Below are 24051 nucleotides of genomic sequence, written 5' to 3'. Positions count from 1 at the left end.
TCAGCGCACCCCCAGTGCGGATTGGACGTCCCGAAGCCAGTTTCGAGTCGACCGGACGAAACTCGTCGTCGCCTTCGAAATCCAGTCGCCGACGACAGCCGGGTTCTCGCGGAGTTCCCGAGTCGCCCCGGACAGAAGCCCGCCCGAACGGAGCGACCCGACGAGGCCGCGCGGGAGTCCGAAGACGATGACGAGAAGCGCCAGTCCAGTCAACGCGTCGAAGTAGGCTGTCAGGTCGCGGCCCACGTCCTGCAAGAACACGAGCAAGACGCCGCCCACGAGCGGTCCCAGGAGCGTCTGGAAGCCGCCAAGGATAGCCATGAACAGGATGTCGCCGGACCGGAGGAAGTACAACACCGGTCCGGGGCGGACGTGCTGTTGGACCATCGCGTAGAGCGCACCGGCGACGCCACCGTAGACGCCCGAGATGACGAACGCAATCCAGACGTAGCGCTGGACTGGAATTCCGATGAACTGCGCGCGGGTCCGGTCCTGTCCGATGGCGTCGAGGGCGTTGCCGAACGGCGAGTTCACCACTCGCCACATGACCACGAGCGACACCACGAGGATGACGACGGTCAGGTAGTAGAGGATGACCGCGTACGCCTCCGAATCGAGCGCGAGACCGAAAATGAGCGGTTGTCGCGCCGCGCCGGGACGAACCGGAAGCCCGTCGCTCGACCCGAAGAAGGACTGGCCCTGGACGAGGGCGTACAGGAGTTGCCCGAACGCCAGCGTCAAAAGCGAGAAGTACAGCCCTGTGTGGCGAAGCGAGAGGTACCCGATTACCGCGGCTACGAGCGTCGCCACGACTATCGCAGCGACCAAGAGAAGCGTGAACGACGCCACGTCGAACTTGGCCGCGAGCACTGCCGCCGTGTACGCGCCGGTGCCGAAGAAGGCCGCGTGGCCGAACGACACCAATCGCGTGTGGCGAAGCAGCAGATTCAGCCCCACCGCGGCGAGGCCGAACAGCAGTCCCTGATGGACGACCGTTAGCTGAAGACTCGGAGTCACCGTCGCAACGTCGGGGACGGCGAACAACACGAGTAGACCGACGAGTGCGAACGCGGCCTGCCGCTTCGTGAGTTCCAAGCCCTTCGTGATTCGAACCCGCGTCTCGCCGTCTCGCGAGACGAGTCCGGGTCGGGAGTTGTCGCTCATCCCATCTCACCCCACGTACCGAAGAGACCCTCTGGCCGAACCAAGAGGACGAAAGCCATGATGGCGAACGGCGCGGCGAGTTCCGCCGGGGGATACTGCCAAATCGCCCACCGACTCAACACGCCGACGAGCAGTGCGGCGACGAACGCGCCGCGGAGACTCCCGAGACCGCCGATAACGATGACGACGAACGACAGCACGAGCGGGTTCGCTCCCATGTCGAGGCTGGCGAAGCGCGGCGGGAGTGCGAGTGCGCCCGCGAACCCGGCGAAGAACGCGCCGAGTGCGAACACGAGCGTGAACGTCCGACCCGTGTTGACGCCGAGCGCCGTCGCCATCTCTCGGTTGATGGCCGTCGCACGGATGATGCGGCCGGTCTTCGTCCGGTTGAAGAACCAGAACAGCCCCCCGACCGTCACCAGTCCGATGACGATAATGACCACGTTGTACGTCGGGTAGGTGAGTCCCAGAAGCGACATCAGTGGAATCGAGTTGATGCCGCCGTAGGCGTCCTGTAGACGCAGCGGGGAGGGACCCCAGATGAGTTTGTTCACGTCCTTGATGATGAGCAAGAGCGCGAACGTGAGGACGATTTGGTACACCTCGTCGCGGCCGTATATCGGCTTGAAGAACGTCGCCTCCAAGAAAACCCCGACCGGAACGAGGACGGCCGCCGCGAGGGCCGCGCCGAGGAGTACGACGCCGAGGAAGACGAGTTGCGTTGGGAGCGTGGTTGGCGGCGCGACGAGGCCCGTCAGGTACCCGATGATGGTAAAGCCGACGTACGCACCGAGGGCGAACAACTCGCCGTGGGCGAGATTCAGCACGTCGAGGATGCCGAGGACGATAGTCAGCCCCGAGGCGATGAGAAACAGGACGAACCCGTACTGAATCCCGTGGAGCGTGTGTGTGACGAAAGTTTCGAGTCCAGACATGTGTGTCTTGCATCACCAACTCGAAATCCATTCCGATGCGGTAGCTCGCGGTGGCGGTGCGAGTTCCGGCGGACTGTGCATCGAGATGTTGTCCAGCGCCGGCGCGCCGAGGCCGTCGTCCCAGACCATGTCGCCGTAGTAGGCGTTCGAGAGTCCCTGATGGCCCTGTCCCATCACGTGGTACCCTGCGGGCGTGTAGAAGCCGTGGCCTTCGAGTGCCGTTGCGAGTTGGTCCTGCGAGGGCCACCCGCCGACGAGGGTCACCGCCTTCTCGGCCGCGGTTGCCCACGCAGCGACGGCACCGTACCCGCTCATGAAGTGCGCACTCGGCACGATGTCCCACTGGTCGCGGGCGTCCTGCAGGAGTTCTTTTCCGGGATTCCAGCGCGACGGCGTGGGTTCGCCCCAGTAGAAGTTCCGCGACCCGGAGACGGCGTTCGCCTGTTCGACGACATCCTTGCTGAGGTCGTTGACGGCGCTGTAGAGCACCGACCCGACGAGTTTGGTGTTCTCGAACATGTTGTTCGCCGCCGCCTGATTCAGGAGCGTCGTCACGTCGCCGCCCCAGTTCGACGAGAAGGTCACGTCCGGTTGTTTGTCGTTGACCTCGGTGATGTGCGTGGACATGTCCTCGGCCAACAGGTCCGGGTAGCCTTCGTAGACGACTTCGGCCCCGGTGAGTTTCTGGATGGCCTTCTTGAACACGTTGAACTCGTCTTTCCCGAACGCGTAGTTCGGATTGATGCCCGCGACGGTGTCGATATTCTCTGCACCAAGTCGGTCCACCGCCGCCCGAGCAGCGGCGACACACTCCATCACGTCGTGGTTCTGGAACCGGAACGAGTAGGTCGGGTCAGGAAGCGTCTCCTCGTAGAGCGTCGTCACCGTGCCGTCGGTTCCGACGTTGACGACGCCCTGATTCTCGACTTCGGGTGCGAGCGCCGCGTGACCCCCGCTCGACGTGGGACCGAAGGTCACCTCCTTTCCCTCGTCGACGAACTGTTTGTAGTTCTCGACGTGCGCGTCAGCCTCGTGGACGACATCGAGTTGTATCTTTCGACCGGCGACGCCGCCTGCCTCGTTGATTCGCTGCACCGCCAGTTCCGCACCGTACTGGGTCTGGAGGCCGAGCACTGCTGCCGCCCCCTCCGTGAACGTCTGTAGGCCCGCTTGAATCGGTTCGTCGGGCACGTCCGCAGCGCCCTCGGACTGCGACGAGTTGTCGTCGCCCAAGAGCGCGGTACATCCGGCGAGGGATGCCGCGAGTGCCGTCCCACCGATTGCTTTGAGCATCGTACGTCTGTCGAGTGAATTGTTTGATGTTGCCATTGGTGTGCACTGTCGGAGTCACGGAGTCGATTCCGAACTCTGCGACCTTAGGTAACATTTGACACCAAACAACCGGAAAGTGACCGGGGTTTATCTATAAACCCAAACCAAATCGGGAGACAACGACAGGGTTTCTAGAAACGTACCGATGAAAGACTTTATTTATGACGACAATTGATAGCCCCTAGCATGGAATCATTAATGGTCGATATGGTGCAATACGACTGCCCCTACATCGACACAACGGTGGACCACGACGTATCGTTCACCGGTCTTCACTGGGACTTCAACACCGCACGGCAACAACTCGAATCGCGTGTGTTGGTGAAAGCCGGGAGCGTCGAAGAACTCGACAACGGACTCAACACGCTTCGGGAGCACCGAAACATGACGGACTATCGGTTGCTCTCGCGTCGCGGCGACCAGGCGATAATCAAGAACGCCGTCGGCCAGACGAGCGCGATGCAGGCGATTCGCAACAACAACGGCTACCTCACGGGAGCGTTCGAAGCGAGCGACGGGAGCGAGCGGTGGCACATCGGCTTCGACCGAAGCGACATAGTGAGCGACGCCCTCTCGGAACTCGACCGCGAGAACGACTTCACCGTGGAGTCGCGTGCGACCATCACGTTCGAGGACTACTTCGACCTCGTCGAACACGTCGGTCCGGCGAAGACGCTCCTCGACGCGTGTCGTTCGCTCTCTACCGTCGAGCGCGAGACGCTCGAAACGGCGCACAAAAACGGCTACTTCTCGACGCCGCGCGACGCGACCCTTGGAACGCTCGCCGACGAGTTCGGTATCTCGAAGACTGCCGTCTCGAAGAATCTCCGTCGTGGACAGGGGAAACTGATGGGTCAGGTACTCGACGCGATGGGCGACATCGACGAGCGCGCGTGAGGCGACTGTCCAGCATTCACATATCAACCCGGTGGTTGAACTCCGCTCCGGACTAGTATACGAGTGGAACGTGGCGACCCGGTGATACCGTTTGCATTTGCCCTGCCAGTGGGTGCCTCGTTCCGATATCCGTGCCGAATCCGGGCCCCCAGTCCCGGATTTTTCTCCTGCATTTCGAGACGACTGTCGCGGCAGTCGTCACTCACGTCGATATATCAACCTGTGCGTAGAAGCACCTGACTACGCATTGTCTCTCCATGCCAGCCGTATCCGTCGGCGACACCGCCGACTCGACACTCGACGTAACGGCAGAGAGAATCGACTCCTTCGCCGAAGTGAGCGGCGACACGAACCCGCTCCACCTCGACGCCAAGTACGCGGAAGCGTCCATGTTCGACGGTCGTATCGCACACGGCATGCTCGCCGCCGGTGCCGTCAGCGCCGCTCTCGCCAATCTCCCGGGAGAGGTCGTCTATCTCTCACAAAACCTCGACTTTCAAAACCCGATTCGGCCCGGTGAGACGGTCACCGCAACTGCGACGGTGGTCGAAACCCTCGACGGCGACAAAGTCCGCGTAGAGACGGTTGCCGAGACGAACGAGACGGTGCTGACGGGCGAAGCAGTCGTCCTTTCGCTGCCACGCGCCGCTCCCACGTGACAGCGGTCGGAAAACGCAGCCGGGGGGTGCCGACGGTTCGAAAACGCCGTCAGGCGTGCTGAATCCCGGTTAATTGCTCGCGTCGTAGCCAGCGTCCTCGACGGCGGCAACGAGCGCGTCCACGTCAACGTCGCCCGCGACAGTGGCGGTGTCCGCCTCGCGGTCGGCGGTCGCCGATTCGACGCCAGAGACCGATTCGAGCGCGTCGACGACGCGTCCTTCGCAGTGCTCGCAGGTCATACCCGTGACGGTGAGAGTCGTACTCATCACTCGAAACGACGTGTTCTCTCCCTTAGTCGATTTCTCTTTTATCTATTCGACAATTGGCGGGAGATAGCTTTGGAATCGAAAGCGATATTCGAGAAATGCCTATTATCTTCGGCGTCGAACGACACCCTATGCGCAATCTCGACGAGACCGACCTTCGCATCCTCGAACTCCTCGCCGACGATGCTCGACGCCCCTTCAGCGATATCTCCGACGAAGTCGGCCTCTCGGCACCCGCCGTCTCTGACCGAATCGACCGCCTCCGCGAAGAGGGCGTCATCCGGCGGTTCACGGTCGACGTGGACCAATCGACGCTCTCCGGTGGGACCCCCGTCCTCGTCCGTCTGTCAGTCCGTCCGGAGTTCGTCACCGGCGTACGCGACGCGCTCCGAGACGCCGACCCGGTGGAACATCTCTTCGTCACGGCCGATGGCGAGGTAACCTTCCACGCGAGACTCAACGGCGACGCGCTTCGAATCGAACTCGACGAACTGGTCGACCTCTCGACCGTCTCCGACTACGAGGTTAGCCTCGTCGAATCCGCCGAATGGACGCCGACGGTCAGTGGGACCGGGTTCGCACTGGAGTGCGCGGAGTGCGGAAACACCGTCACGAGCGAGGGCGAGCGCGCCCGCATCGGCGGCACGCTCTATCACTTCTGTTGTTCGTCCTGTCTCGACCGTTTCCAGTCCCGATACGACCGCTTAGAGGCGGGTGCGCGGTCTGAGAACTAAACGCATCCATCTACTTTCGAATCGAAAAAATCCATCGGGGGAGACCTTCGCTTCCGAAGGCACAATCGAGGTAAGAGAGGGGCACGTACCCTCTACTAACATGAGTAGCCGAACGGCCCATCTGGATATCCGCGGCATGAGTTGCGCAAACTGCTCGCGCACGGTCGGGGAGTCCGTCAAATCGCTCGACGGCGTCACTGACGCGACTGTCAACTTCGCCACCGACGAAGGGACAGTAGAGTACGACCCCGAGCGCGTCTCGCTCGCCGAAGTGTACGACCGCATCGAGGAGTCCGGCTACGAGGCCGTCTCCGAGGCGCGAACCATCGGAATCAGCGGCATGAGTTGTGCGAACTGCGCCGACGCCAACCGGAAGTCACTGGAGTCGGTTCCGGGCGTTATCGACGCGGAGGTCAACTTCGCCACCGACGAGGCGCGCGTCACGTACAACCCCGCCGACGTAACCCTCGACGAACTCTATCAGGCAATCGAAGATGCGGGCTACAGCCCAATTCGAGAGGAAGGAAGCGGGGAAGACGACGAGGACAAGAGCGCCCGCGACGTGGCCCGAACCGAGGAGATTCGTCGCCAAAAGCGCCTGACGCTCTTCGGCGCGGCGCTGTCGGCACCGCTTCTCGCCATGCTCGCCGTCGAGTTGTTCACCGCCGCGGGACTCCCGGAGATGATTCCCGGAACGGGACTCCCAATCGGGTGGGTCGCGTTCGCGCTCGCGACGCCCGTGCAGGTCGTCCTCGGCCGCGAGTTCTACGTCAACTCCTACACGGCAGTCGTGAAGAACCGCACCGCAAACATGGACGTGCTCATCGCGATGGGGTCCTCGACGGCGTATTTCTACTCCGTGGCCGTCCTCTCAGGCCTCCTCGCCGGAAGTCTCTACTTCGACACCGCCGCGCTCATCTTGGTGTTCATCACGCTCGGCAACTACCTCGAAGCCCGCTCGAAGGGGCAAGCTTCCGAAGCACTTCAGACGCTTCTCGAACTCGAAGTCGACACCGCGACGCTCGTCGACGACGACGGCACCGAGCGCGAAGTCGAACTCGACGACGTGCAGGTCGGAAACCGGATGAAAGTCCGCCCCGGCGAGAAGATTCCGACAGACGGCGTGGTCGTCGAAGGCGATTCCGCCGTCGACGAGTCGATGGTCACAGGTGAATCAGTCCCCGTCTCGAAGGAACCCGGTGACGAAGTCGTCGGCTCCACGGTGAACCAAAACGGCGTCCTCGTCGTCGAGGCCACCAAAGTCGGCTCCGAAACGGCCATCCAGCAAATCGTCTCGCTGGTGAAGGAAGCACAGGGTCGCCAGCCCGAGATTCAGAACCTCGCCGACCGTATCTCGGCGTACTTCGTCCCCGCAGTCATCGTCAACGCCCTCATTTGGGGGTCCGTCTGGTACCTCTTTCCCGAGATGCTCGCGGGCATCATCCAGTCGCTTCCGGTGTGGGGGCTCGTCGCCGGCGGTCCGGCCGCCGCGGGCGGTGCCGTCTCGACGTTCGAGTTCGCCGTCGTCGTCTTCGCCTCGGCGGTCCTCATCGCCTGTCCGTGCGCGCTCGGCCTCGCGACACCCGCCGCAACGATGGTCGGGACGGCAATCGGCGCGCAAAACGGCGTTCTGTTCAAAGGCGGCGACATCCTCGAACGCGTCAAAGACGTTGAGACAGTCGTCTTCGACAAGACCGGGACGCTGACGAAAGGCGAGATGACCTTGACCGACGTGGTCGCCTTCGGCCCCGCGGCCGACGGGTCGGGCGTCGTCGCGACTGGCGAAGACGAAGCGCTCGACGAGGCGACAGTCCTCCGATACGCCGCGTCTGCCGAACGCAACAGCGAACACCCGCTCGCGCGCGCCATCGTCGAGGGTGCTGAAGAGCGCGGTATCAACCTCACCGAACCCGAGGACTTCGAGAACGTCCCCGGTCACGGAATTCGCGCGACGGTCGAGGGCCGCACTGTCCTCGTGGGGAACCGGAAGCTCCTCTCGGACGAGGGTATCGACCCCTCACCCGCCGAAGATGCCCTCGTGGACCTCGAAGCAGACGGAAAGACCGCCATGCTCGTCGCCGTCGGTGGCTCACTCGCAGGTGTCGTCGCCGACGCCGACGAGGTGAAAGAAACCGCTGCCGACGCTGTCTCCCAGCTCCGCGAGCGTGGCACCACGGTCCACATGATTACCGGCGACAACGAGCGGACCGCCCGCGCCGTCGCCAAACAGGTCGGCATCGACCCCGAACACGTCAGCGCCGAAGTCCTCCCCGAAGACAAAGCCGACGCCGTCGAATCGCTCCAGTCGGACGGAACGCGAGTGATGATGGTCGGCGACGGCGTCAACGACGCCCCCGCGCTCGCTGCCGCGTTCGTCGGCACGGCGCTCGGGTCCGGTACCGACGTCGCCATCGAGGCGGCCGACGTGACGCTCATGCGCGACGACCCCCGCGACGTGGTGAAGGCCATCCGCATCTCCGAGGGGACGCTCGCAAAAATCAAGCAGAACCTGTTTTGGGCGCTCGGCTACAACACGGCGATGATTCCATTGGCGTCTGTCGGACTGCTCCAACCCGTCTTCGCCGCCGCTGCGATGGCGTTCTCGTCGGTGTCGGTCCTCGCCAACAGCCTGCTGTTCCGCACCTACACGCCGGACCACGACTACCACCTGCTGGACTTCCTCCGGCGGTAGTTTCGACCCGTCTGCGTCGTCCCTCCCGCGTCCCTTTCCAATTTCCTTCGTCTCACCCCGCCGAACCCCTTCGTTTCACCTCGAACAACGAGTCCACGCGCGAGTGTTTTATCGCCCGAATTTGTGTCTCCACTCCCCGGAGTTCGCGTCTCCGCTCCCCAGTTCGCGTCTCCGTTCCTCGGAGTTCGTGTCGTGCTGAGCGGGTTGTGGCGGCGGTCACCGGCCGATGGTCCCGCCATCCAGCTTTTGTTCTCAGACGCTGAAGTATCAGCTACCATGAAACGCGTGCGTGGTCGTCGAAGCGAGCGTGGACTGTGGATTGCCGTCGGCGCGTTCGTCGCGCTTGTCGGCATCGGAACGCTCGCGGGGATGCCGTGGCGCTACGCCGGGGGCGGCCCGGTCATGGCAGTCGTACAGGTTGCAGCAGCACTCGCGACTATCGGTATCGGCGCGGCAGTCGCATGGCTCGGCGTGACGAGCGCGTCCGAAAAACGGTAGCGGCGGTCGAGGTAGTTAGTACCGCGACGGGAGGTACGCCATACCGATGAGGAGGACGACCATCGAGAAGGACGCGATGGCGATGCCCCACAGACCGTTTTCGGTCTCGTGGAACTGTTCGATTTCCTCGGTCTGGTGGTTGTAGCTCTCGTAGTTCGTCGTGAGGACGAGCGTGCTGTTGTCGGGGAAGTACGCGAGGTACTGCTGGCCGCCAACAGTCACGTTGGACTCGTCGCCGACGGAGATGGTGTTTTCTTCCTCACCGAACCATTCGAGCGTGACGCCCGACGATTCGACGGTTGCGACGGTGACAGAGTTGTTGTCGTACTCGAAGGAGTCACCCTCGGCGACCGTCCGGGTCTCGTTGGCCGGGAAGTACTCCGCGGCGGGAACGAGTTCGGAGTCGTTGAGGACGACGTACTTCTCGCCGTCACGGGTGACGGTTTCGTTGTCGGCGTTCGGGTCGTTCATCAAGATGGCCGTGTCGTTGCGAAGCTCGACAAGCGTCGCTTCGGACGGGTCGGAGGCGTTGGGCACCTCGACACGCCAGTCCGTGCCATCGAGTGTGACGGTGCTTCCATTGTCCCACGTCTCGGTGAAGCGGGCAGACTCGTTCACGTACATGAGTTCGCCCTCACGGACGAGCGTACTGCCGCCACCGTGGCCGCCCGACTCCACTTCCGCGGAGATAGACGACACAGTGTACGTCTGGTCACTGCCGGGTACGGAGAACTCGTCGTCCTGTGCCAGCGAGTACTCTGGGTTCTCGAAACTGATCGACGGTGTTGATGCAGTCGCGATGAGCGAGTATGCACCCGCACCGATGACCAGGAAGAACACGACGGAGATAGCCGCGGCGCGTCGTTGCATGGTTTCGGCATGGGCCACACGGCGTATAACGATTACTTTTCCGCGGAGTGTCTCACCCCACGACCCGCCCGGCGTCTCACTTTAGTACCCCGAATAGTGAGGCCGCAGGTGTTGCAACCGGGAAGCGTTTTGACGTCTCTCCCAAAACACCGACAGTATGACTGCCGGGGTGCGTCCGCACTGGAAACACGATGGAGGAGAACAGTGACGCCAGACGCAGACCACGTCGCCGACCATCTCGAACTCGTCGCCGACCGGTTCGACTTTCTCCGGGTACTGGACTCTGCGCCGCACTCCAAGCGCGAGTTGACAGAGACACTTCAGTACTCGCGGTCCACCGTCGATAGGGCGATTCGGGACCTCGTCGGTGTCGGCCTCATCATCAAAGGCGAACGCGGATATTCGACATCGCTGAAGGGACGATATCTGGCGTCGCTCTTCGAGTCCTACCGCAACGACGTTGGGGATGTACTCGAACTCGACACGGTTCTTTCCGACCTGTCGTCCGACTACCCGCTTCCGGTGCGTGCGTTCGTGGGTGCCGATATCGAACTGTCCGCCGGAACCACCCCGCACCGCCCGATAGAGCTTCTCTCCGACGAACTCGCGGCGACCGACTACGGGACGATGGTGATGCCGCGGCTTCCGAACCGGGCTTTCGTCGAGCGATTGGCGAAGGAACTCAAAAACGGCTGTGCGTGTCGGTTGGTCGCGCCCGAACCCGTCGTCACCGCTATCTGGCGCGCGTTTCCAGAACTGCTCGAAGTCGTCCAGACCACGCCGGAGGTCAAACTCCGCGTCGGCGACGTGCCACCCTACGCGGTCGGACACACTGTCGTCGACGGGACCCCCCGCTCGACGGTCATCATCTACGACGGCAGCGACCAGATTCGAAGCGTCGTCAGCAATACGACCGACGCAGCGGTGACGTGGGCGCGTCACCACACGCAGTCGATTTGGGAAGATGCGGACCCGTTCCACCTCGAAGGACGACTCGACGCCGACGCATCCGAATCGGAACACCCCACTACCAACGCTTCCGACGCGGAACACCCCACTACCAACGCTTCCGACGCGGAACACCCCACTACCGGCGCGTCCGAAGCGCGACAAGCCACCGGCGACTGGTCCGAAGGAAAACAAACTGGCGACACCGAAGCCACAACCGCCGGAAATGCCGATTCCCGAACCGCAGTCACCGAAGCTCCCGACACATCCTCCGGTGGCTCCACCCCCGAGAACGCCGACGGCGAATCGGGCCACTGCGACGGCGACTCGGGCGACGCCGGTGAATCGCGGATTCGCGGGGACGCACTGCCAACGACACTCGAATCACAGGGCCTCGTTCGACTGTCGGCCGACTACTTCGACCGCGTCGGCGTCTCACCGCCGCTCGCTTGCTGGCGCGCAGGGTTCGACCTCGGAGAGGTTCGCGTCGGGTACGCGCTCGACCGAGAGCGTCCGGTCTCGAACGGACGCGAGAACGTCACGGCAACCCTGTTCGACGACCTTCGAGACGGACGCGACCGTGTCGTCGTCGGCCCGCCCGGGTCGGGAAAGAGCACCGTGTGCATGTCCGTCGCCTGCCGCTGGTACGAACACGAACTCGGACCCGTCCTCTACCGAAAGAGCGGCGAACGCGATCCGCTGACCGCGACTGCGCACCTCGGGTCGTACCTCGCGGATGCGCCCGGTCACACACTCGTCATCGTCGAAGACGCGACGCGGAGCGAAGCCAACGCCGTGTTCGAACTAGTCCGCGAGTTTGCGGACGACGGCCACGTGACGTTCCTCCTCGACAGCCGTGAAAACGAGTGGCGCGACGGTCAACTCCGAGGGTCTGCACGCCTCGAATCCCACCGCATCCACGCCATCGAGGAGGTCACTGTTCCTCCAATTGATGAACGCGAGTGTGAGCGAATCGTCGACCACTTCGAAGCGACGGTCGACCAAGCGGTCGATATCGACCCCGAAGAACTGCGCCCCGGTGACGACGACGAACTCGCCCCCGGCGAGATGTACCTCTTTTTCCACCGCCTCGCACGCTACGTCGAGCCCGCGATGCGCGACACCAGCGGGCCGACGAGTCTCGCCGACGACATCGACAGCGTCTACGACGACCTTCGAGCAGTGGACGAGGAAGTCGGTGTCGATGTGGGCGTCCTCGTCAACCTTCTGAACGCGTCGGGCGTCGGTGTCGACACGCCGCTCGCGTACGCCCTCGCGTCGACCAGCGCTGAAGAACAACAGGTCGAAACGGCGCTCGACGCGCTCGAACGGTCCGTCCTCTACTCGGCGTTCGGCGACAACGAGTCCGAGCGGGTCAGAACGGTCCACGAGACGTGGTCGACGCAGTTCCTCCAGCGCCTGCTCGATATCGAATCGGAACGACGGGCTCGCCGTCGGTTCGAGCGATGCCTCGCCGCCCTCTTCTCACTCGCCGACGACGCTGAGGCCCGCAGAGCCGTCCAATCGGTCTTCGGCGGGACCGCAGACATCGTTCGAACGATTGCCGACAGCCCTGGGGCGTGGGGCAACCGCCTCGTCCGAAACGTCTTCGAACTCGGTGTCAACAACCCGCGACTCTCTCCGCTCTACGCCGAGACTGACTACTCGCGCGTCCGCGTTCCCAACGCGTGCGACGACGACCTGTGTATCGACGTTCGCCGGTGGCGCGCTCGCATGTTCGTCAACGGCGGCGAACTCGACCGCGCGCTGCGCGAGTTCGAGTCTCTCAGCGACTACGAAGACGACCGCTTCGACGAAGAGACGCTCATCCAGGTGCGAGCAGACGGCTACGCCGGACTCTCGGAGGTCGAACGACACAACAGCAACTTCGACCGTGCACGTGAGATGGCGATGGCGGCGCTCGACCGCTTCGAGCGAATCGACGATGACGTGGGACGAAGCGACGCGCTGAACGCACTCGGGTCTATTGCCGGAAAGTCAGGCGAGTTCGAGACGGCGAGAACGCACTACGAGCGCGCACTAGAACTGCGGCGCTCCGTCGGTGATACGGTTCGAGTCGCTAGCACGCTCTCGAACCTCGCTCGGGCAGAACAAGTGCTCGGGGATTACGACGAAGCACGTGAGCACGCCCGAGAGAGTCTCCAGCTTCGGCGAGAACAGGGCTACCGATGGGGCGAAGCACTGACGCTCTCGATGCTCGGTATTATCGAACTCGTCGACGGGACGCTCGACGAGGCAGAGCGGTATACGCGACTCACGCTCGAGATACGACGTGACATCGGTGACGAGATGGGTGCCGCGTCGTCGTTGAGAAACTACGGCCAGATAGAACTAGACCGTGGCAAGCTAGAGGCTGCCAGCGACCGATTCACTAGCGTATTCGAATCGCTCGATGACGACGAGTTGGAGTGGATTCGTGGAAACGCCCACTACGGTTTCTCTCAAGTGCTCCTCGAACTCGAACAGTACGACGACGCACTCGAACACGCCGCCGAAGCAGCCAGTCTCCTCGAAGACAACGAATCACAGTTGACGGAACTCCTCACTGTCCAGGCCCGTGCACACCTCGGTCAAGGTGACGTCGCCAACGCGCGAGCGCTCGCAACCGACGCACTCGACCGCGCAGCATCACACGACGACGAGGAGCCGAACGCCCGTGCGAACGCTGCATTCGGACTCGTTCTCGTCGCTGAAGGTGACATAGACCGTGGCATCGACTATCTCGAAACCGGGGTCGAGACCGCTCCGACGACGGCCTTAGAAGGTCGGATTCGGTCGTATCTGGCTGATACACTCCAATCTGCCGGACGCGATGCTGATGCGCTCGACCAACTCGAACGAGCTGTCGAGTGTTTCTCCGCCGTCAATGCCGGGGTTCGGTCGCGGAAGACCGCCCTCCACGGGGTCGAACTTGCCCGGTCGCTCGGCGACGACGATACCGAAGCGGAACTCGAAGCACACCTCGAAGACAAAGTGGAGTCAACGGAACTCCCAAACTGATTCGGCGGCCGAAAAATGAGTTCGTTCGGTGAACCTACATCTCGGGGAAGTCGACATCGACGATGCCGAGTTGCGTGAACATCCCGAGCATATCAGGCATGACCCACCGTTCGGTGATGAGTCCGTCTTCGACTCTCGTGAATACCATGTTCCCCGCCTCGAAGGACTTCCCCGTCGGTTCGAGGCCCATGAACTCACCTTCGTGCGTGCCGCGCAGGGTCACGCGCATGGCGACCGTGTCGCCCTCCGTGACGATATCCTCGACCGTCGCCGAGAAGTCACTAAACGCCTCGTTCAGTTTTGTAAGCTGTTCTTTCAGTTCTTCGCGGCCCCGCCGGACCCCCAGTGGACTGTGGTCGACGACATCCTCCGCACAGATTTCGTCGATTAGTCCGATGTTGCCCTCTGTCGCTACCTCTTCCGGGAAGCGTCGAGCGACGAGTGCGTTCGCCTCGTCTGTTGGTGACGGTGACGTTGCTGAAGACATCTTGGTCTCTCCATAGTACCCACCACCCTGGTTATCCCCCGCCCTGGTGGTGCGTACTAAGTACTAGATTCCACGCGTTAGGCGTTAACTATTACCATGAAATAGTGTTCACTCGTGAGTGACAGTCTCAACTTCCAGTATTCAACGCTCACAGCAGACACTGGCTGTCGTTGTTTTCAGAAAAGCCAAGGGCCGGATTTGAACCGGCGATGGGCGGCTCTGCAGGCCGCTGCGTTCGGCCGGACTCTGCCACCTTGGCGCACCTAATCGTATCGCTGTCTCGTGCTTAAGTTTGACGATGTACGGGAAGACGTGCTCTCACGTGGTATCTCACACAGCACGTCTCGCTATCGCACACCCAAACCAGCTTGCTGCCCGTTCGCGTACTGGTGGTGTTTGACGAATCACCGAGCGCTATCGCTCACGAGCGGATGACGGGCGTGTGGACACACCCTATAAATGAAGAAAGCCCACCGGACAGCGTCCGGTGGGCTTGAAGTATGAATGGTGGCGGCGAACTGGATTTCCCAGAGGATCGCTCACTCCAGTACTGACCAGAACGCAGGTGAGCTTAACTTCCGTGTTCGGGATGGGTACGGGTGGAACCTCACCGCTCTGGCCGCCGTAAGGCCGATTGACGGAATCGAACCGTCACCATACCAATATCGGTCTGGCGTCTGACTAATGTACGTGCAATCCAGTTTGCGCCTGGACCCGTTCCCGAGTCTCAGTGCGTATGAATGTGGCTTGGTCTGTTAGTGCTCGCGGGCTTAACAACTCGTTGCCTCGTTGCGTACACCCCGAGTCTATCGAACTCGTCTTCTACGAGTGACCTCAGTGGAACTTCTTTTCCGTGTAGGTTTCGAGCTTAGATGCTTTCAGCTCTTACCCTGCGGTGCGTAGCTGCCCGGCATCTGCCCTCTCGGACAACCGGTACACCAGTGGCACCCATTCGTAGTTCCTCTCGTACTATACGAACGTTCACGTCAAGTTCCTTCACACCCCCAATAGATAGCAGCCGACCTGTCTCACGACGGTCTAAACCCAGCTCACGACCTCCTTTAATAGGCGAACAACCTCACCCTTGCCCGCTTCTGCACGGGCAGGATGGAGGGAACCGACATCGAGGTAGCAAGCCACCGGGTCGATATGTGCTCTTGCCGGTGACGACTCTGTTATCCCTAAGGTAGCTTTTCTGTCATCTACGGGTCCCATGAATGAACCTCGTAGGTTCGCTAGACCACGCTTTCGCGTCAGCGACACTCGTTGGGAATGTCACTGTCAGACTTCCGTTTGCTCTTGCGCTCTTCCACGAGTTTCCGACTCGCGTGAGGAAATCTTTGGGCGCGCTCGATATCTTTTCGAGCGCGTACCGCCCCAGTCAAACTGCCCGGCTACCGGTGTCCTCCGCCAGGAGTGAGAGTCGCAGTCACTAACGGGTAGTATTTCAATGGTGCCTCGGTGGCCCGCTGGCGCGGGTACCTGTGTAATGGCTCCTACCTATGCTGCACATTAGCGACCACGTCTCAGCGACAGCCTGCAGTAAAGCTCTATAGGGTCTTCGCTTCCCCTTGGGGGTCTCCAGACTCCGCACTGGAACGTACTGTTCACCGGGCCCAACGTTGGGACAGTGACGCTCTCGTTGATCCATTCATGCAAGCCGCTACTGAAGCGGCAAGGTACTACGCTACCTTAAGAGGGTCATAGTTACCCCCGCCGTTGACAGGTCCTTCGTCCTATTGTACTAGGTGTTCAGATACCCGCACTGGGCAGGATTCAGTGACCGTACGAGTCCTTGCGGATTTGCGGTCACCTATGTTGTTACTAGACAGTCGGAGCGTCCGAGTCACTGCGACCTGCTCGGTCAAGAGCAGGCATCCCTTATCGCGAACTTACGGGACTAACTTGCCGAATTCCCTAACGTCGGTTGATCCCGACAGGCCTTGGCTTGCTCTGCCAGCGCACCTGTGTCGGATCTCGGTACGAGCTTCTTGCTTGTCTTTTCACGGGCTCTAGGTACCGCCGAGTTTCCCTATCTCACCATTCGTCCGCTTCGTGCCATTACGGCTTCCACGGAATTCGGTGATTCGACGGGGCGAAGGCCCCGCTCGGTGTTTCCTAAAGCGTCGACTTTCACTGCAAGAAGGTACTGGAATATTAACCAGTTTCCCTTTCATCTATTTCGAATTACGGATAGACTTAGGATCGACTAACCCTCGGCTGATTGACAGTGCCGAGGAACCCTTGCGCGTAAGGCCGTCGGGGTTCACACCCGACTCTCGCTGCTACTGAGACCATGATTTTCGTTGCTGCTCGGTCCACACGAGTTCTCACCCGTGCTTCCACCCAAACAGTATGCCAACCTACGAGATCGCCCTTGCGGGCGCTGCCAGGTCTCGGAGGTGGATTTGAGCCCCGATCATTTTAGACGCCTCGAACCTCGGCCGGTAAGCTGTTACGCTTTTCTTAGAGGGTAGCTGCTTCTAAGCTCACCTCCCGGCTGTTTAGGGCTCGAGACAATCTTCAATCGCACTTAATCCACACTTTGGGTCCTTAACCTAGCTCTGGGTTGTCTCCCTCACGGTGCACAAGCTTACCCCGCACACCGGACTCCCTGAATCGACGACGTTCGTAAGTTCGGAGTTTGACAGGGAGGCGAACTCCTCTCGGAGTCCGGACTCCCAATCGGTCGCTCTACCTCACGAACTATCTCATCAGAGGTCATGCTTCGACATGTTTCGGTTGGAACCAGCTGTTGCCAAGTTCGATGGGCCTTTCACCCCTACACCAGAGTCACGAGAGGGTATTGTAGGACACCAACTCTAACGGGCCTCCACGCAGCTTTCGCCACGCTTCACCCTGCTCCGGCGTAGATCACTTGGTTTCGGGTCGCATCCGGTTGGCTCCCCGCCCTTGAAGACGGTGGCCCTGGTCAAAGACTGCGGCCGTATCGGTTTCCCTATGCCTCCGGAGGTTCACTCCTTAGACTCGCCAGTCAGATGCACTCCATGGTTCGTTTTTCAAAACGTACGACGTAACATCGGCTTCGATTGAGTCTTACTACGGGATCGCTCCCAGTTCATTCGTCAATCGACCTTGTATGCTACGTCGCTCTATCGCCAACTGATTTCAAGCCCTATTGCACCGCCCTTTTCGGGGTGCTTTTCAGCGTTCGCTCACGCTACTTGTTCGCTATCGGTCTCGAGGAGTGTTTAGTCTTCGCAGTTGATGCCTGCGTAATTCACGAGGGATATCCAACCCCCGCTATTCTGGAACAACCCCGGGACCTTTCGCTTACGTTACGGGGTTTTCACCCTGTATCACGCTCCATTCCAGAAGACTTCACGTAAGGTCCAGGTCCGTGTTGGGTAGTCCGTACACCACATTGCCCGAAGGCTTCGGTTTGGACTGTATCGCGTTTACTCGCCGTTACTAACGACATCGCGGATTGCTTTCTTTTCCTGTTCCTACTAAGATGTTTCAATTCGGAACGTTCCCCATTGCGCAAGGCAATTGCGTGGGGATTCCCATTCGGAGATCCTCAGTTCTTTCCCTCCATGCGGGTCCCTGAGGCTTATCGCAGCTTGGCACGTCCGTCATCGGCTCTCGAGCCGAGCTATCCACCAGCTGGCACAGTAGCCAGTTGATATAGTCACTGTGACCCGGAGAACGGGTCCAGTGGACGCCTGGATTGCACGTACACACGGTTTCATCATACACCCTCGGTGATCTCCGAGGCGTGTATTCGACCCTTCCCAACCGCGCTTGCGCGGGTTGGTGCATCAGTCGTCAATGTCCATCACATCGTATCGTCGTCCCACACTTAAGGGGAGCGATTCAACGTGTGTTGAACATCGCTTACCATGGACCCACAGGGATTCGAACCCTGGGCATCCTCCTTGCAAAGGAGGCACTCTACCACTGAGCTATGGGCCCGTGTCAGCCCTAGTAGTTCTAAGGTGTCCGAACGGGTGTCGTGTAAACTCGGAAATCAGCGTTGAGCCACCCCGTCGGGGTGGTCTCGGTCGTTAGGAGGTGATCCAGCCGCAGATTCCCCTACGGCTACCTTGTTACGACTTAAGCCCCCTTGCGAAGCCCAGATTCGACCACCGTGTGGTGGCCTCATCCGGACCTCACTCGGGTGCTTTGACGGGCGGTGTGTGCAAGGAGCAGGGACGTATTCACCGCACTCTTCTGAAATGCGATTACTACCGAATCCAGCTTCATGAGGGCGAGTTTCAGCCCTCAATCCGAACTACGACCGAGTTTAGGAGATTAGCGTTCTCTTTCGAGATAGCAACCCATTGTCTCGGCCATTGTAGCCCGCGTGTAGCCCAGCTCATTCGGGGCATACTGACCTACCGTTGCCCGTTCCTTCCTCCGCTTTAGCAGCGGCAGTCCTTCTAATGTACCCAACCAGTCGAAACTGTTGCTGGCAATTAGAAGTGCGGGTCTCGCTCGTTGCCTGACTTAACAGGACGCCTCACGGTACGAGCTGACGGCGGCCATGCACCTCCTCTCTATAGCGTCGTGGCAAGGTCATCAACCTGACCGTCATTACTATAGTCGGAGCTGGTGAGATGTCCGGCGTTGAGTCCAATTAAACCGCAGGCTCCTCCGGTTGTAGTGCTCCCCCGCCAATTCCTTTAAGTTTCATCCTTGCGGACGTACTTCCCAGGCGGCTCGCTTCTCGGCTTCCCTACGGCACAGCACAGGCTCGTAGCCTGTGCCACACCTAGCGAGCATCGTTTACAGCTAGGACTACCCGGGTATCTAATCCGGTTCGAGACCCTAGCTTTCGTCCCTCACCGTCGGATCCGTCTTCTCGAGGTGCTTTCGCCATCGGTGGTCCGTCCAGGATTACAGGATTTCACTCCTACCCCGGACGTACCCCTCGAGCCTTCCGGTCCCAAGCCACGTGGTTTTCACCGGACGCCCGCCAGTTAAGCTGGCGGATTTCCCGATGAACCTTCGTGGCCGGCTACGGACGCTTTAGGCCCAATAATATCGGTCATCACTTGGGCTGCCGGTATTACCGCGGCGGCTGGCACCGGTCTTGCCCAGCCCTTATTCGCCGACCACCTTACGGTCGGAAAAAGCGAGGACTATATGCCCTCGCACTTGGGGTCCCCTTATCGCACTTGCGTGCAGTGTAAAGGTTTCGCGCCTGCTGCGCCCCGTAGGGCCCGGAATCTTGTCTCAGATTCCGTCTCCGGGCTCTTGCTCTCACAACCCGTACCGATTATCGGCACGGTGGGCCGTTACCCCACCGTCTACCTAATCGGCCGCAGCCACATCCTACGACGCCTGAGCGTTTGGGAGAGTCGGCATTCCAGCGTGACTCTCCTATGACCTATTAGCCTCAGTTTCCCGAGGTTATGGGTCTTCGTAGGGTAGTTTGACCACGTGTTACTGAGCTTTTCGCCACGAGTCTAAACTCGTGCAACTAGCATGGCTAAATCGGACCCCAATAGCAATGACCTCCGGCAGGATCAACCGGAATGGGTCGCGACCATTTAAACCTGGTCGCGGGGTTTTGGCGGGTGAATGGCAGCGATATGCTGTCAAATCACCGTTCAAAGGTCCGAGTTCGTGCGACATCCGTTCGGATGTCACCGAACTACTAGGGCTAACATCAGATACCGTCTTGCGGCGTACCGCAGGGGCGGAATCCTCATTTCCTTCGGATTTGAACCAACGATGTTCGGGGGTATAAACCCGTCGAACCTCGGTCGGTCAAAGCCGGTGAGGCGGGACGCGTTGAATCGCCCCGCAATCGCGGTGTGTCGTTCGCATTCTTCCGAAATGCCTTGGACCACTTAAGGCCATCGTATCGTTGGCAGCCCGGGAGTGTGTGTCACCCGGTATGTGCCTGACGGCCTTTGGGTCGTGGGCGTTCGAAAGTGAAGCCGTCGGGGGGCGTACCCCCGTGCGCTTCTTCGCATTAGTCCGAATGGCACGGTTACATAAAAGGCCGTCGAACCGATGGCACATCGTCATGCGGTTTCATGCCGTGAAAGACCATAAACGATAGCGCAGTCGCTCACACGTCACAGATATCACGCGACTGGAGGCCGGTCGGTCATCCCTCGCATCGCACGTACGGTCTGACCGGGTGTTGGTCGCGTAGGCAGAACTGGCGGGGCCGCACTCAAAGGCGTATCGACTACAACTGATGAGTGGACGCGACGAGAGTAGAGTGCGTGCGCGTGAGCGTGCTGGGCGTGATGGGTAGGTGTACACTGGGCGGAAATCTGTGCACGCACGCGTACGCGAGTGATGAAAGAAAAATCAGACCGACTACTGAGGAACCGACCGACTACTCGTCGAGGTGCTCGATGCCCTTCTTCGAGACGTTCCCTTTCGTAATCTCGCCTTCCATCCAGTCCGGTTTGTCACCGGGGGCGTTGCTCGTCCACGCCCATGCGTCGAAGATGTGAACCTTGTCGGTTCCCTTCTCACGGAGGCGAATTTCTGTCGCGTTCGCCTCTGCATTATCTTCGGAATCCTTCGGGTCAAGCCGACGCGCTGCTTTGAGCGCTGCCTGTCTCGGCATACTTCCCGAAAAGACACTCGTCTCTGTACCGTCCTCCTCTCGGAGCACAAAGTTCCGCTTACCGTCCTCGCGTACCATGATTTTCCACCTCTATGGCAATCAACCACATGGCACAAGATAAATATATCGCCGATTTTCGACCGACGACGGGGCCATGCTTATATACTCCGCCGAGGAGCGAGGTCGATTCGGAGGTATCAATCCGGTAAGAAATATCGGAACACACCCCCCACTCGACGGGTAGATTTGGCCGCAGGATGAGTGACGGAGACAACACTTATGTATTCCCTGTGGCGAACCAACGGATAGACCCCCAGATGGTCCGGAAAAAGAAGCTCAGTCCGAGTGGCGCTAAAGACGAGAACGGCGAGTACCACAACGTCCACGTCAACCTCCACGAGGATGAACTCGCGGTCGCTGGCATGGAAATCGGCGACGAGGTATTCGTTCGCGTCCGAGATGGGAAAATTATCATCCAGAAGGCAGACCCAGAGCAGGTCGAACACGACTTCTGAGGACGGGAAAACCGTGACCGTTCTGCGAAGCAGTGTTCCCAGCGACCCGCCCGTACCACAGGCATGAATCCTTACTACCTCGCCAAACCGCTCCTCTTTTCGCTCCCGCCCGAGACCGCTCACGGGACAATCCACGGACTGCTGCGTGCCGTTCGTGGAACACCCGTCGAATCACTCCTCGAACGGCAGTTCCGCGTCGAGGACCCGCGCCTCGAAACGACCGCGTTCGGGCTCGATTTCCCTAACCCGGTCGGCGTCGCCGCCGGATTCGACAAGAACGCCGAAGTACCGACAGTTCTGGGCGCGCTCGGTTTCGGACACGTCGAAGTCGGCGGCGTCACCGCGAAGCCACAGTCCGGCAACCCGCGCCCGCGGATGTTCCGCCTCCCCGAAGACGAGGCAATCATCAACCGCATGGGACTCAACAACGACGGCGCGGACGTGGTCGGTCGCCGACTGCAAGCCGGTCCGCGCGCGGACATCCCGGTCGGCGTGAACCTCGCACTCTCCGAGGTGACCCCAACCGAAGACGCGCCCGAGGACTACCTGTACACCTACGAGCGCGTTGCCGACGGCTCCGACTACGTCGTCGTCAACGTCTCGTGTCCCAACAGCGAGGGCTTCCGCGACCTCCAGAACCGCGACTCCCTCGAAGCGATTCTCGGGACGCTCGTGGACGCGGGTGCCGACCCGCTGCTCGTGAAACTCTCGCCCGACCTTCCGGACCCCGCTATCGAAGACGCATTGGAAGTCGTCGACGACCTTTCGCTCGACGGTATCATCGCGAGCAACACCACGACGACCCGACCCGACTCGCTCGAGAACCCCAATCAGGCCGAACGTGGCGGTCTCTCGGGCAAGCCAATCGAAGGACACGCCACCGACCTGATTCGGTTCATCGCCGAGCGCACCGACGTACCAATCGTCGGCGTCGGCGGCGTCTCCGATGCGGACGGGGCGTACCAGAAGATTCGCGCGGGAGCCTCGATGGTCCAACTCTACACGGGCCTCGTCTACGAGGGTCCGTCTATCGCGCGCGACATCAACCGCGGACTAATCGAACACCTCGAACGCGACGGCTTCGACTCCATCGACGACGCGGTCGGCGTCGACCTGTAAGTCGGCCACGGCAGAGCCGCCGCGGGCGAACCGAAGTCTGTTTTTCCCCTCATTCGGTTGACCGATTGTGCGACGTCCCTCCCCTCACGACTCCGGAGCGCTCGCGGTCCTTGCGTCTAACGCGGTCGTTCCGGTTGGTGTCCTGTTGCTCGGATGGTCCCCGACGGTTCTCTTCGGCGTGTTCGTCACCGAAGTCGCGGCCGCCCTGTTCTGGGCAGGTGCGAAAATCCCGTTTGCGGCCAAGCGCCCGAACAACGCCATGGGCGAGGACAGTCGGTTACTCGGTCCGCTACAGGCCAAACGAGGCGGCCTCTCGGTTCCGGGGCCGTTCCCGCCGTTTTACCCCCGAAACGTCCCGGTTTTGCTCGTGACGGTCTTCCTGCTCGCGCCACTCGAACTGGTGGTGGCGTTCATGGTATTCGGGTTCGTAGACCCCGTCATCACCGACGAGACGACCGGTCGAATCCTCCTCGGTGGACTGGGCGTGTTCGTCGCGCGCGGCGTCGAAACGGGGACGCAGTACTTCGTGAACGAGGGCTACCGCGACCACTCCGCGCGGTCGGTGGTGCTCGCTCCCTTCAAGCTACTCTTCGCAATCGCGGCGCTCATTTTCTTCGCCGCACCGCTCGTGGAGTCGGTCGGTGGGGCGGCCCTCGTCGCTGTCGTCGCCGCGGGAAAACTCCTGTACGACCTCCGAACGCTTCAGGTCGAACGCGACGAGGACGAACGGAGCATATTCTACCGACTGTACGGAAGCGAAGAAACCGAAATCGAGCCAGTTCCGGTCGAAGTCCCAGAGGTGCCACCAGTACACCGCGACCGACCCGGACGCGTACCGGCCATCGCCGACGCTGTCTACCGAAGCATTCGATACACACTTTCGAGCGGCGTGCTCTGGTGCTACGCCGCTGCTGTGGCGATGACCGTCTTCGGAGTGGAGTCGTTGGCTCTCGCGTGTCTCGCGCTCGCCGGGATGTTCGCCGCGGTCAGAGCGACCACTCGGTATCTCACGTACGGAACGGTCGAATACCGCTGTTATGACGACGTCCTCGTCGTCTACGACGAGGTGTTGGACGAACCACAGGGACGACTCGAACGCGACGCAATCACCGGCATCACCGTTCGTTCGGACGCCGTCGACCGACTGTTCGGCACCGAGACGGTGCAGTTCGACACGAATGTAGAGACAGGACCCGACGTGCACTTCACGATTCCGGACCCAGAGGAAATCAACGGCGACGACGCGAACGCGAACCATCCGCTGGTCGTTCCCCACGTCGAAGATGCTGAGACGATAGTCGAGATGCTCGGTGCCGAACGGATGCTGCCGCGACAGTCGAAGCCGTGCGACTGATGG

General features: G+C 60.9%; 16 protein-coding genes, 2 tRNA genes and 3 rRNA genes. 9 read left to right on the top strand and 12 right to left on the bottom strand.

Features of this window, described 5'->3' with window-relative positions:
- The 3 genes from ACH9L7_RS13665 to ACH9L7_RS13655 are packed head-to-tail and all read right to left on the bottom strand — an operon-like array spanning position 1 to position 3392.
- Positions 1 to 1164 (bottom strand): branched-chain amino acid ABC transporter permease, encoded by a 1164-nt coding sequence (locus ACH9L7_RS13665; protein WP_396611243.1) that lies wholly within the window; start codon positions 1162 to 1164, stop codon positions 1 to 3.
- On the bottom strand, positions 1161 to 2099 hold the full coding sequence (locus ACH9L7_RS13660; protein ID WP_396611242.1) for a branched-chain amino acid ABC transporter permease: 939 nt from the start codon (positions 2097 to 2099) through the stop codon (positions 1161 to 1163). The genes ACH9L7_RS13665 and ACH9L7_RS13660 overlap by 4 nt, the downstream gene beginning before the upstream one ends.
- A 12-nt stretch (positions 2100 to 2111) precedes the next feature.
- The gene (locus tag ACH9L7_RS13655) at positions 2112 to 3392 is read right to left on the bottom strand and encodes an ABC transporter substrate-binding protein (protein ID WP_396613280.1); all 1281 of its coding nucleotides are present in this window, start codon (positions 3390 to 3392) and stop codon (positions 2112 to 2114) included.
- A gap of 225 nt (positions 3393 to 3617) precedes the next feature.
- Here ACH9L7_RS13655 and ACH9L7_RS13650 point away from each other — a divergent pair, with 225 nt between their 5' ends.
- On the top strand, positions 3618 to 4328 hold the full coding sequence (locus ACH9L7_RS13650; protein ID WP_396611241.1) for a helix-turn-helix domain-containing protein: 711 nt from the start codon (positions 3618 to 3620) through the stop codon (positions 4326 to 4328).
- Between the two features lie 257 nt (positions 4329 to 4585).
- Positions 4586 to 4987: a MaoC family dehydratase gene (locus ACH9L7_RS13645; protein WP_396611240.1), complete on the top strand. Its 402-nt coding sequence runs from the start codon at positions 4586 to 4588 to the stop codon at positions 4985 to 4987.
- A gap of 69 nt (positions 4988 to 5056) precedes the next feature.
- Here the strand turns inward: ACH9L7_RS13645 and ACH9L7_RS13640 are convergent, their stop codons facing one another.
- Positions 5057 to 5254, bottom strand: a complete 198-nt coding sequence (locus ACH9L7_RS13640) for a heavy-metal-associated domain-containing protein (protein WP_396611239.1) — start codon at positions 5252 to 5254, stop codon at positions 5057 to 5059.
- Positions 5255 to 5385: 131 nt separating this feature from the next.
- Here ACH9L7_RS13640 and ACH9L7_RS13635 point away from each other — a divergent pair, with 131 nt between their 5' ends.
- The 3 genes from ACH9L7_RS13635 to ACH9L7_RS13625 all read left to right on the top strand — a co-directional run bounded on the left by ACH9L7_RS13635 (position 5386) and on the right by ACH9L7_RS13625 (position 9178).
- Positions 5386 to 5988 carry a winged helix-turn-helix transcriptional regulator gene (locus ACH9L7_RS13635; RefSeq protein WP_396611238.1) on the top strand — a complete coding sequence of 201 codons (603 nt, stop codon included), beginning with the start codon at positions 5386 to 5388 and terminating at the stop codon, positions 5986 to 5988.
- Between the two features lie 100 nt (positions 5989 to 6088).
- A complete protein-coding gene (locus ACH9L7_RS13630; RefSeq protein WP_396611237.1) occupies positions 6089 to 8680 on the top strand; it encodes a heavy metal translocating P-type ATPase in 2592 nt (863 codons plus the stop codon).
- 276 nt (positions 8681 to 8956) lie between these two features.
- A complete protein-coding gene (locus tag ACH9L7_RS13625; protein WP_396611236.1) occupies positions 8957 to 9178 on the top strand; it encodes a hypothetical protein in 222 nt (73 codons plus the stop codon).
- Between the two features lie 15 nt (positions 9179 to 9193).
- Here the strand turns inward: ACH9L7_RS13625 and ACH9L7_RS13620 are convergent, their stop codons facing one another.
- Complete coding sequence (locus tag ACH9L7_RS13620) at positions 9194 to 10048, bottom strand: hypothetical protein (RefSeq protein ID WP_396611235.1); 855 nt, start codon at positions 10046 to 10048, stop codon at positions 9194 to 9196.
- Positions 10049 to 10252: 204 nt separating this feature from the next.
- Between ACH9L7_RS13620 and ACH9L7_RS13615 the strand changes: the two genes are divergently transcribed.
- Positions 10253 to 14017, top strand: a complete 3765-nt coding sequence (locus ACH9L7_RS13615) for a tetratricopeptide repeat protein (RefSeq protein WP_396611234.1) — start codon at positions 10253 to 10255, stop codon at positions 14015 to 14017.
- Positions 14018 to 14051: 34 nt separating this feature from the next.
- On the opposite strand, the gene ACH9L7_RS13610 is transcribed toward ACH9L7_RS13615, so the two are convergent.
- The 7 genes from ACH9L7_RS13610 to ACH9L7_RS13580 all read right to left on the bottom strand — a co-directional run bounded on the left by ACH9L7_RS13610 (position 14052) and on the right by ACH9L7_RS13580 (position 21138).
- Positions 14052 to 14504 (bottom strand): ester cyclase, encoded by a 453-nt coding sequence (locus tag ACH9L7_RS13610; protein WP_396611233.1) that lies wholly within the window; start codon positions 14502 to 14504, stop codon positions 14052 to 14054.
- Between the two features lie 183 nt (positions 14505 to 14687).
- A tRNA-Cys gene (locus ACH9L7_RS13605) sits at positions 14688 to 14763 on the bottom strand.
- A 246-nt stretch (positions 14764 to 15009) separates the two neighbouring features.
- A 5S ribosomal RNA gene (gene rrf, locus ACH9L7_RS13600) occupies positions 15010 to 15131 on the bottom strand.
- Positions 15132 to 15239: 108 nt separating this feature from the next.
- Positions 15240 to 18152 (bottom strand): 23S ribosomal RNA (locus tag ACH9L7_RS13595).
- Positions 18153 to 18368: 216 nt separating this feature from the next.
- A tRNA-Ala gene (locus ACH9L7_RS13590) sits at positions 18369 to 18440 on the bottom strand.
- 94 nt (positions 18441 to 18534) lie between these two features.
- Positions 18535 to 20007, bottom strand: a 16S ribosomal RNA gene (locus ACH9L7_RS13585).
- Together the 16S, 23S and 5S rRNA genes with 2 tRNA genes alongside form the textbook arrangement of a ribosomal RNA operon.
- 816 nt (positions 20008 to 20823) lie before the next feature.
- On the bottom strand, positions 20824 to 21138 hold the full coding sequence (locus ACH9L7_RS13580) for a non-histone chromosomal MC1 family protein (protein WP_396611232.1): 315 nt from the start codon (positions 21136 to 21138) through the stop codon (positions 20824 to 20826).
- A 239-nt stretch (positions 21139 to 21377) separates the two neighbouring features.
- Here ACH9L7_RS13580 and ACH9L7_RS13575 point away from each other — a divergent pair, with 239 nt between their 5' ends.
- From ACH9L7_RS13575 to ACH9L7_RS13565, 3 genes are all read left to right on the top strand, one after another.
- A complete protein-coding gene (locus ACH9L7_RS13575) occupies positions 21378 to 21575 on the top strand; it encodes a hypothetical protein (RefSeq protein WP_004059056.1) in 198 nt (65 codons plus the stop codon).
- A gap of 63 nt (positions 21576 to 21638) precedes the next feature.
- Complete coding sequence (locus ACH9L7_RS13570; protein ID WP_396611231.1) at positions 21639 to 22694, top strand: quinone-dependent dihydroorotate dehydrogenase; 1056 nt, start codon at positions 21639 to 21641, stop codon at positions 22692 to 22694.
- 67 nt (positions 22695 to 22761) lie between these two features.
- Positions 22762 to 24048 (top strand): DUF6498-containing protein, encoded by a 1287-nt coding sequence (locus ACH9L7_RS13565; RefSeq protein WP_396611230.1) that lies wholly within the window; start codon positions 22762 to 22764, stop codon positions 24046 to 24048.
- Positions 24049 to 24051: the final 3 nt, after the last annotated feature.

The sequence above is a fragment of the Haloferax sp. S1W genome, assembly GCF_044593955.1.
Taxonomy (GTDB): Archaea; Halobacteriota; Halobacteria; order Halobacteriales; family Haloferacaceae; genus Haloferax.
This window is presented reverse-complemented; position numbering and strand designations above follow the sequence as displayed.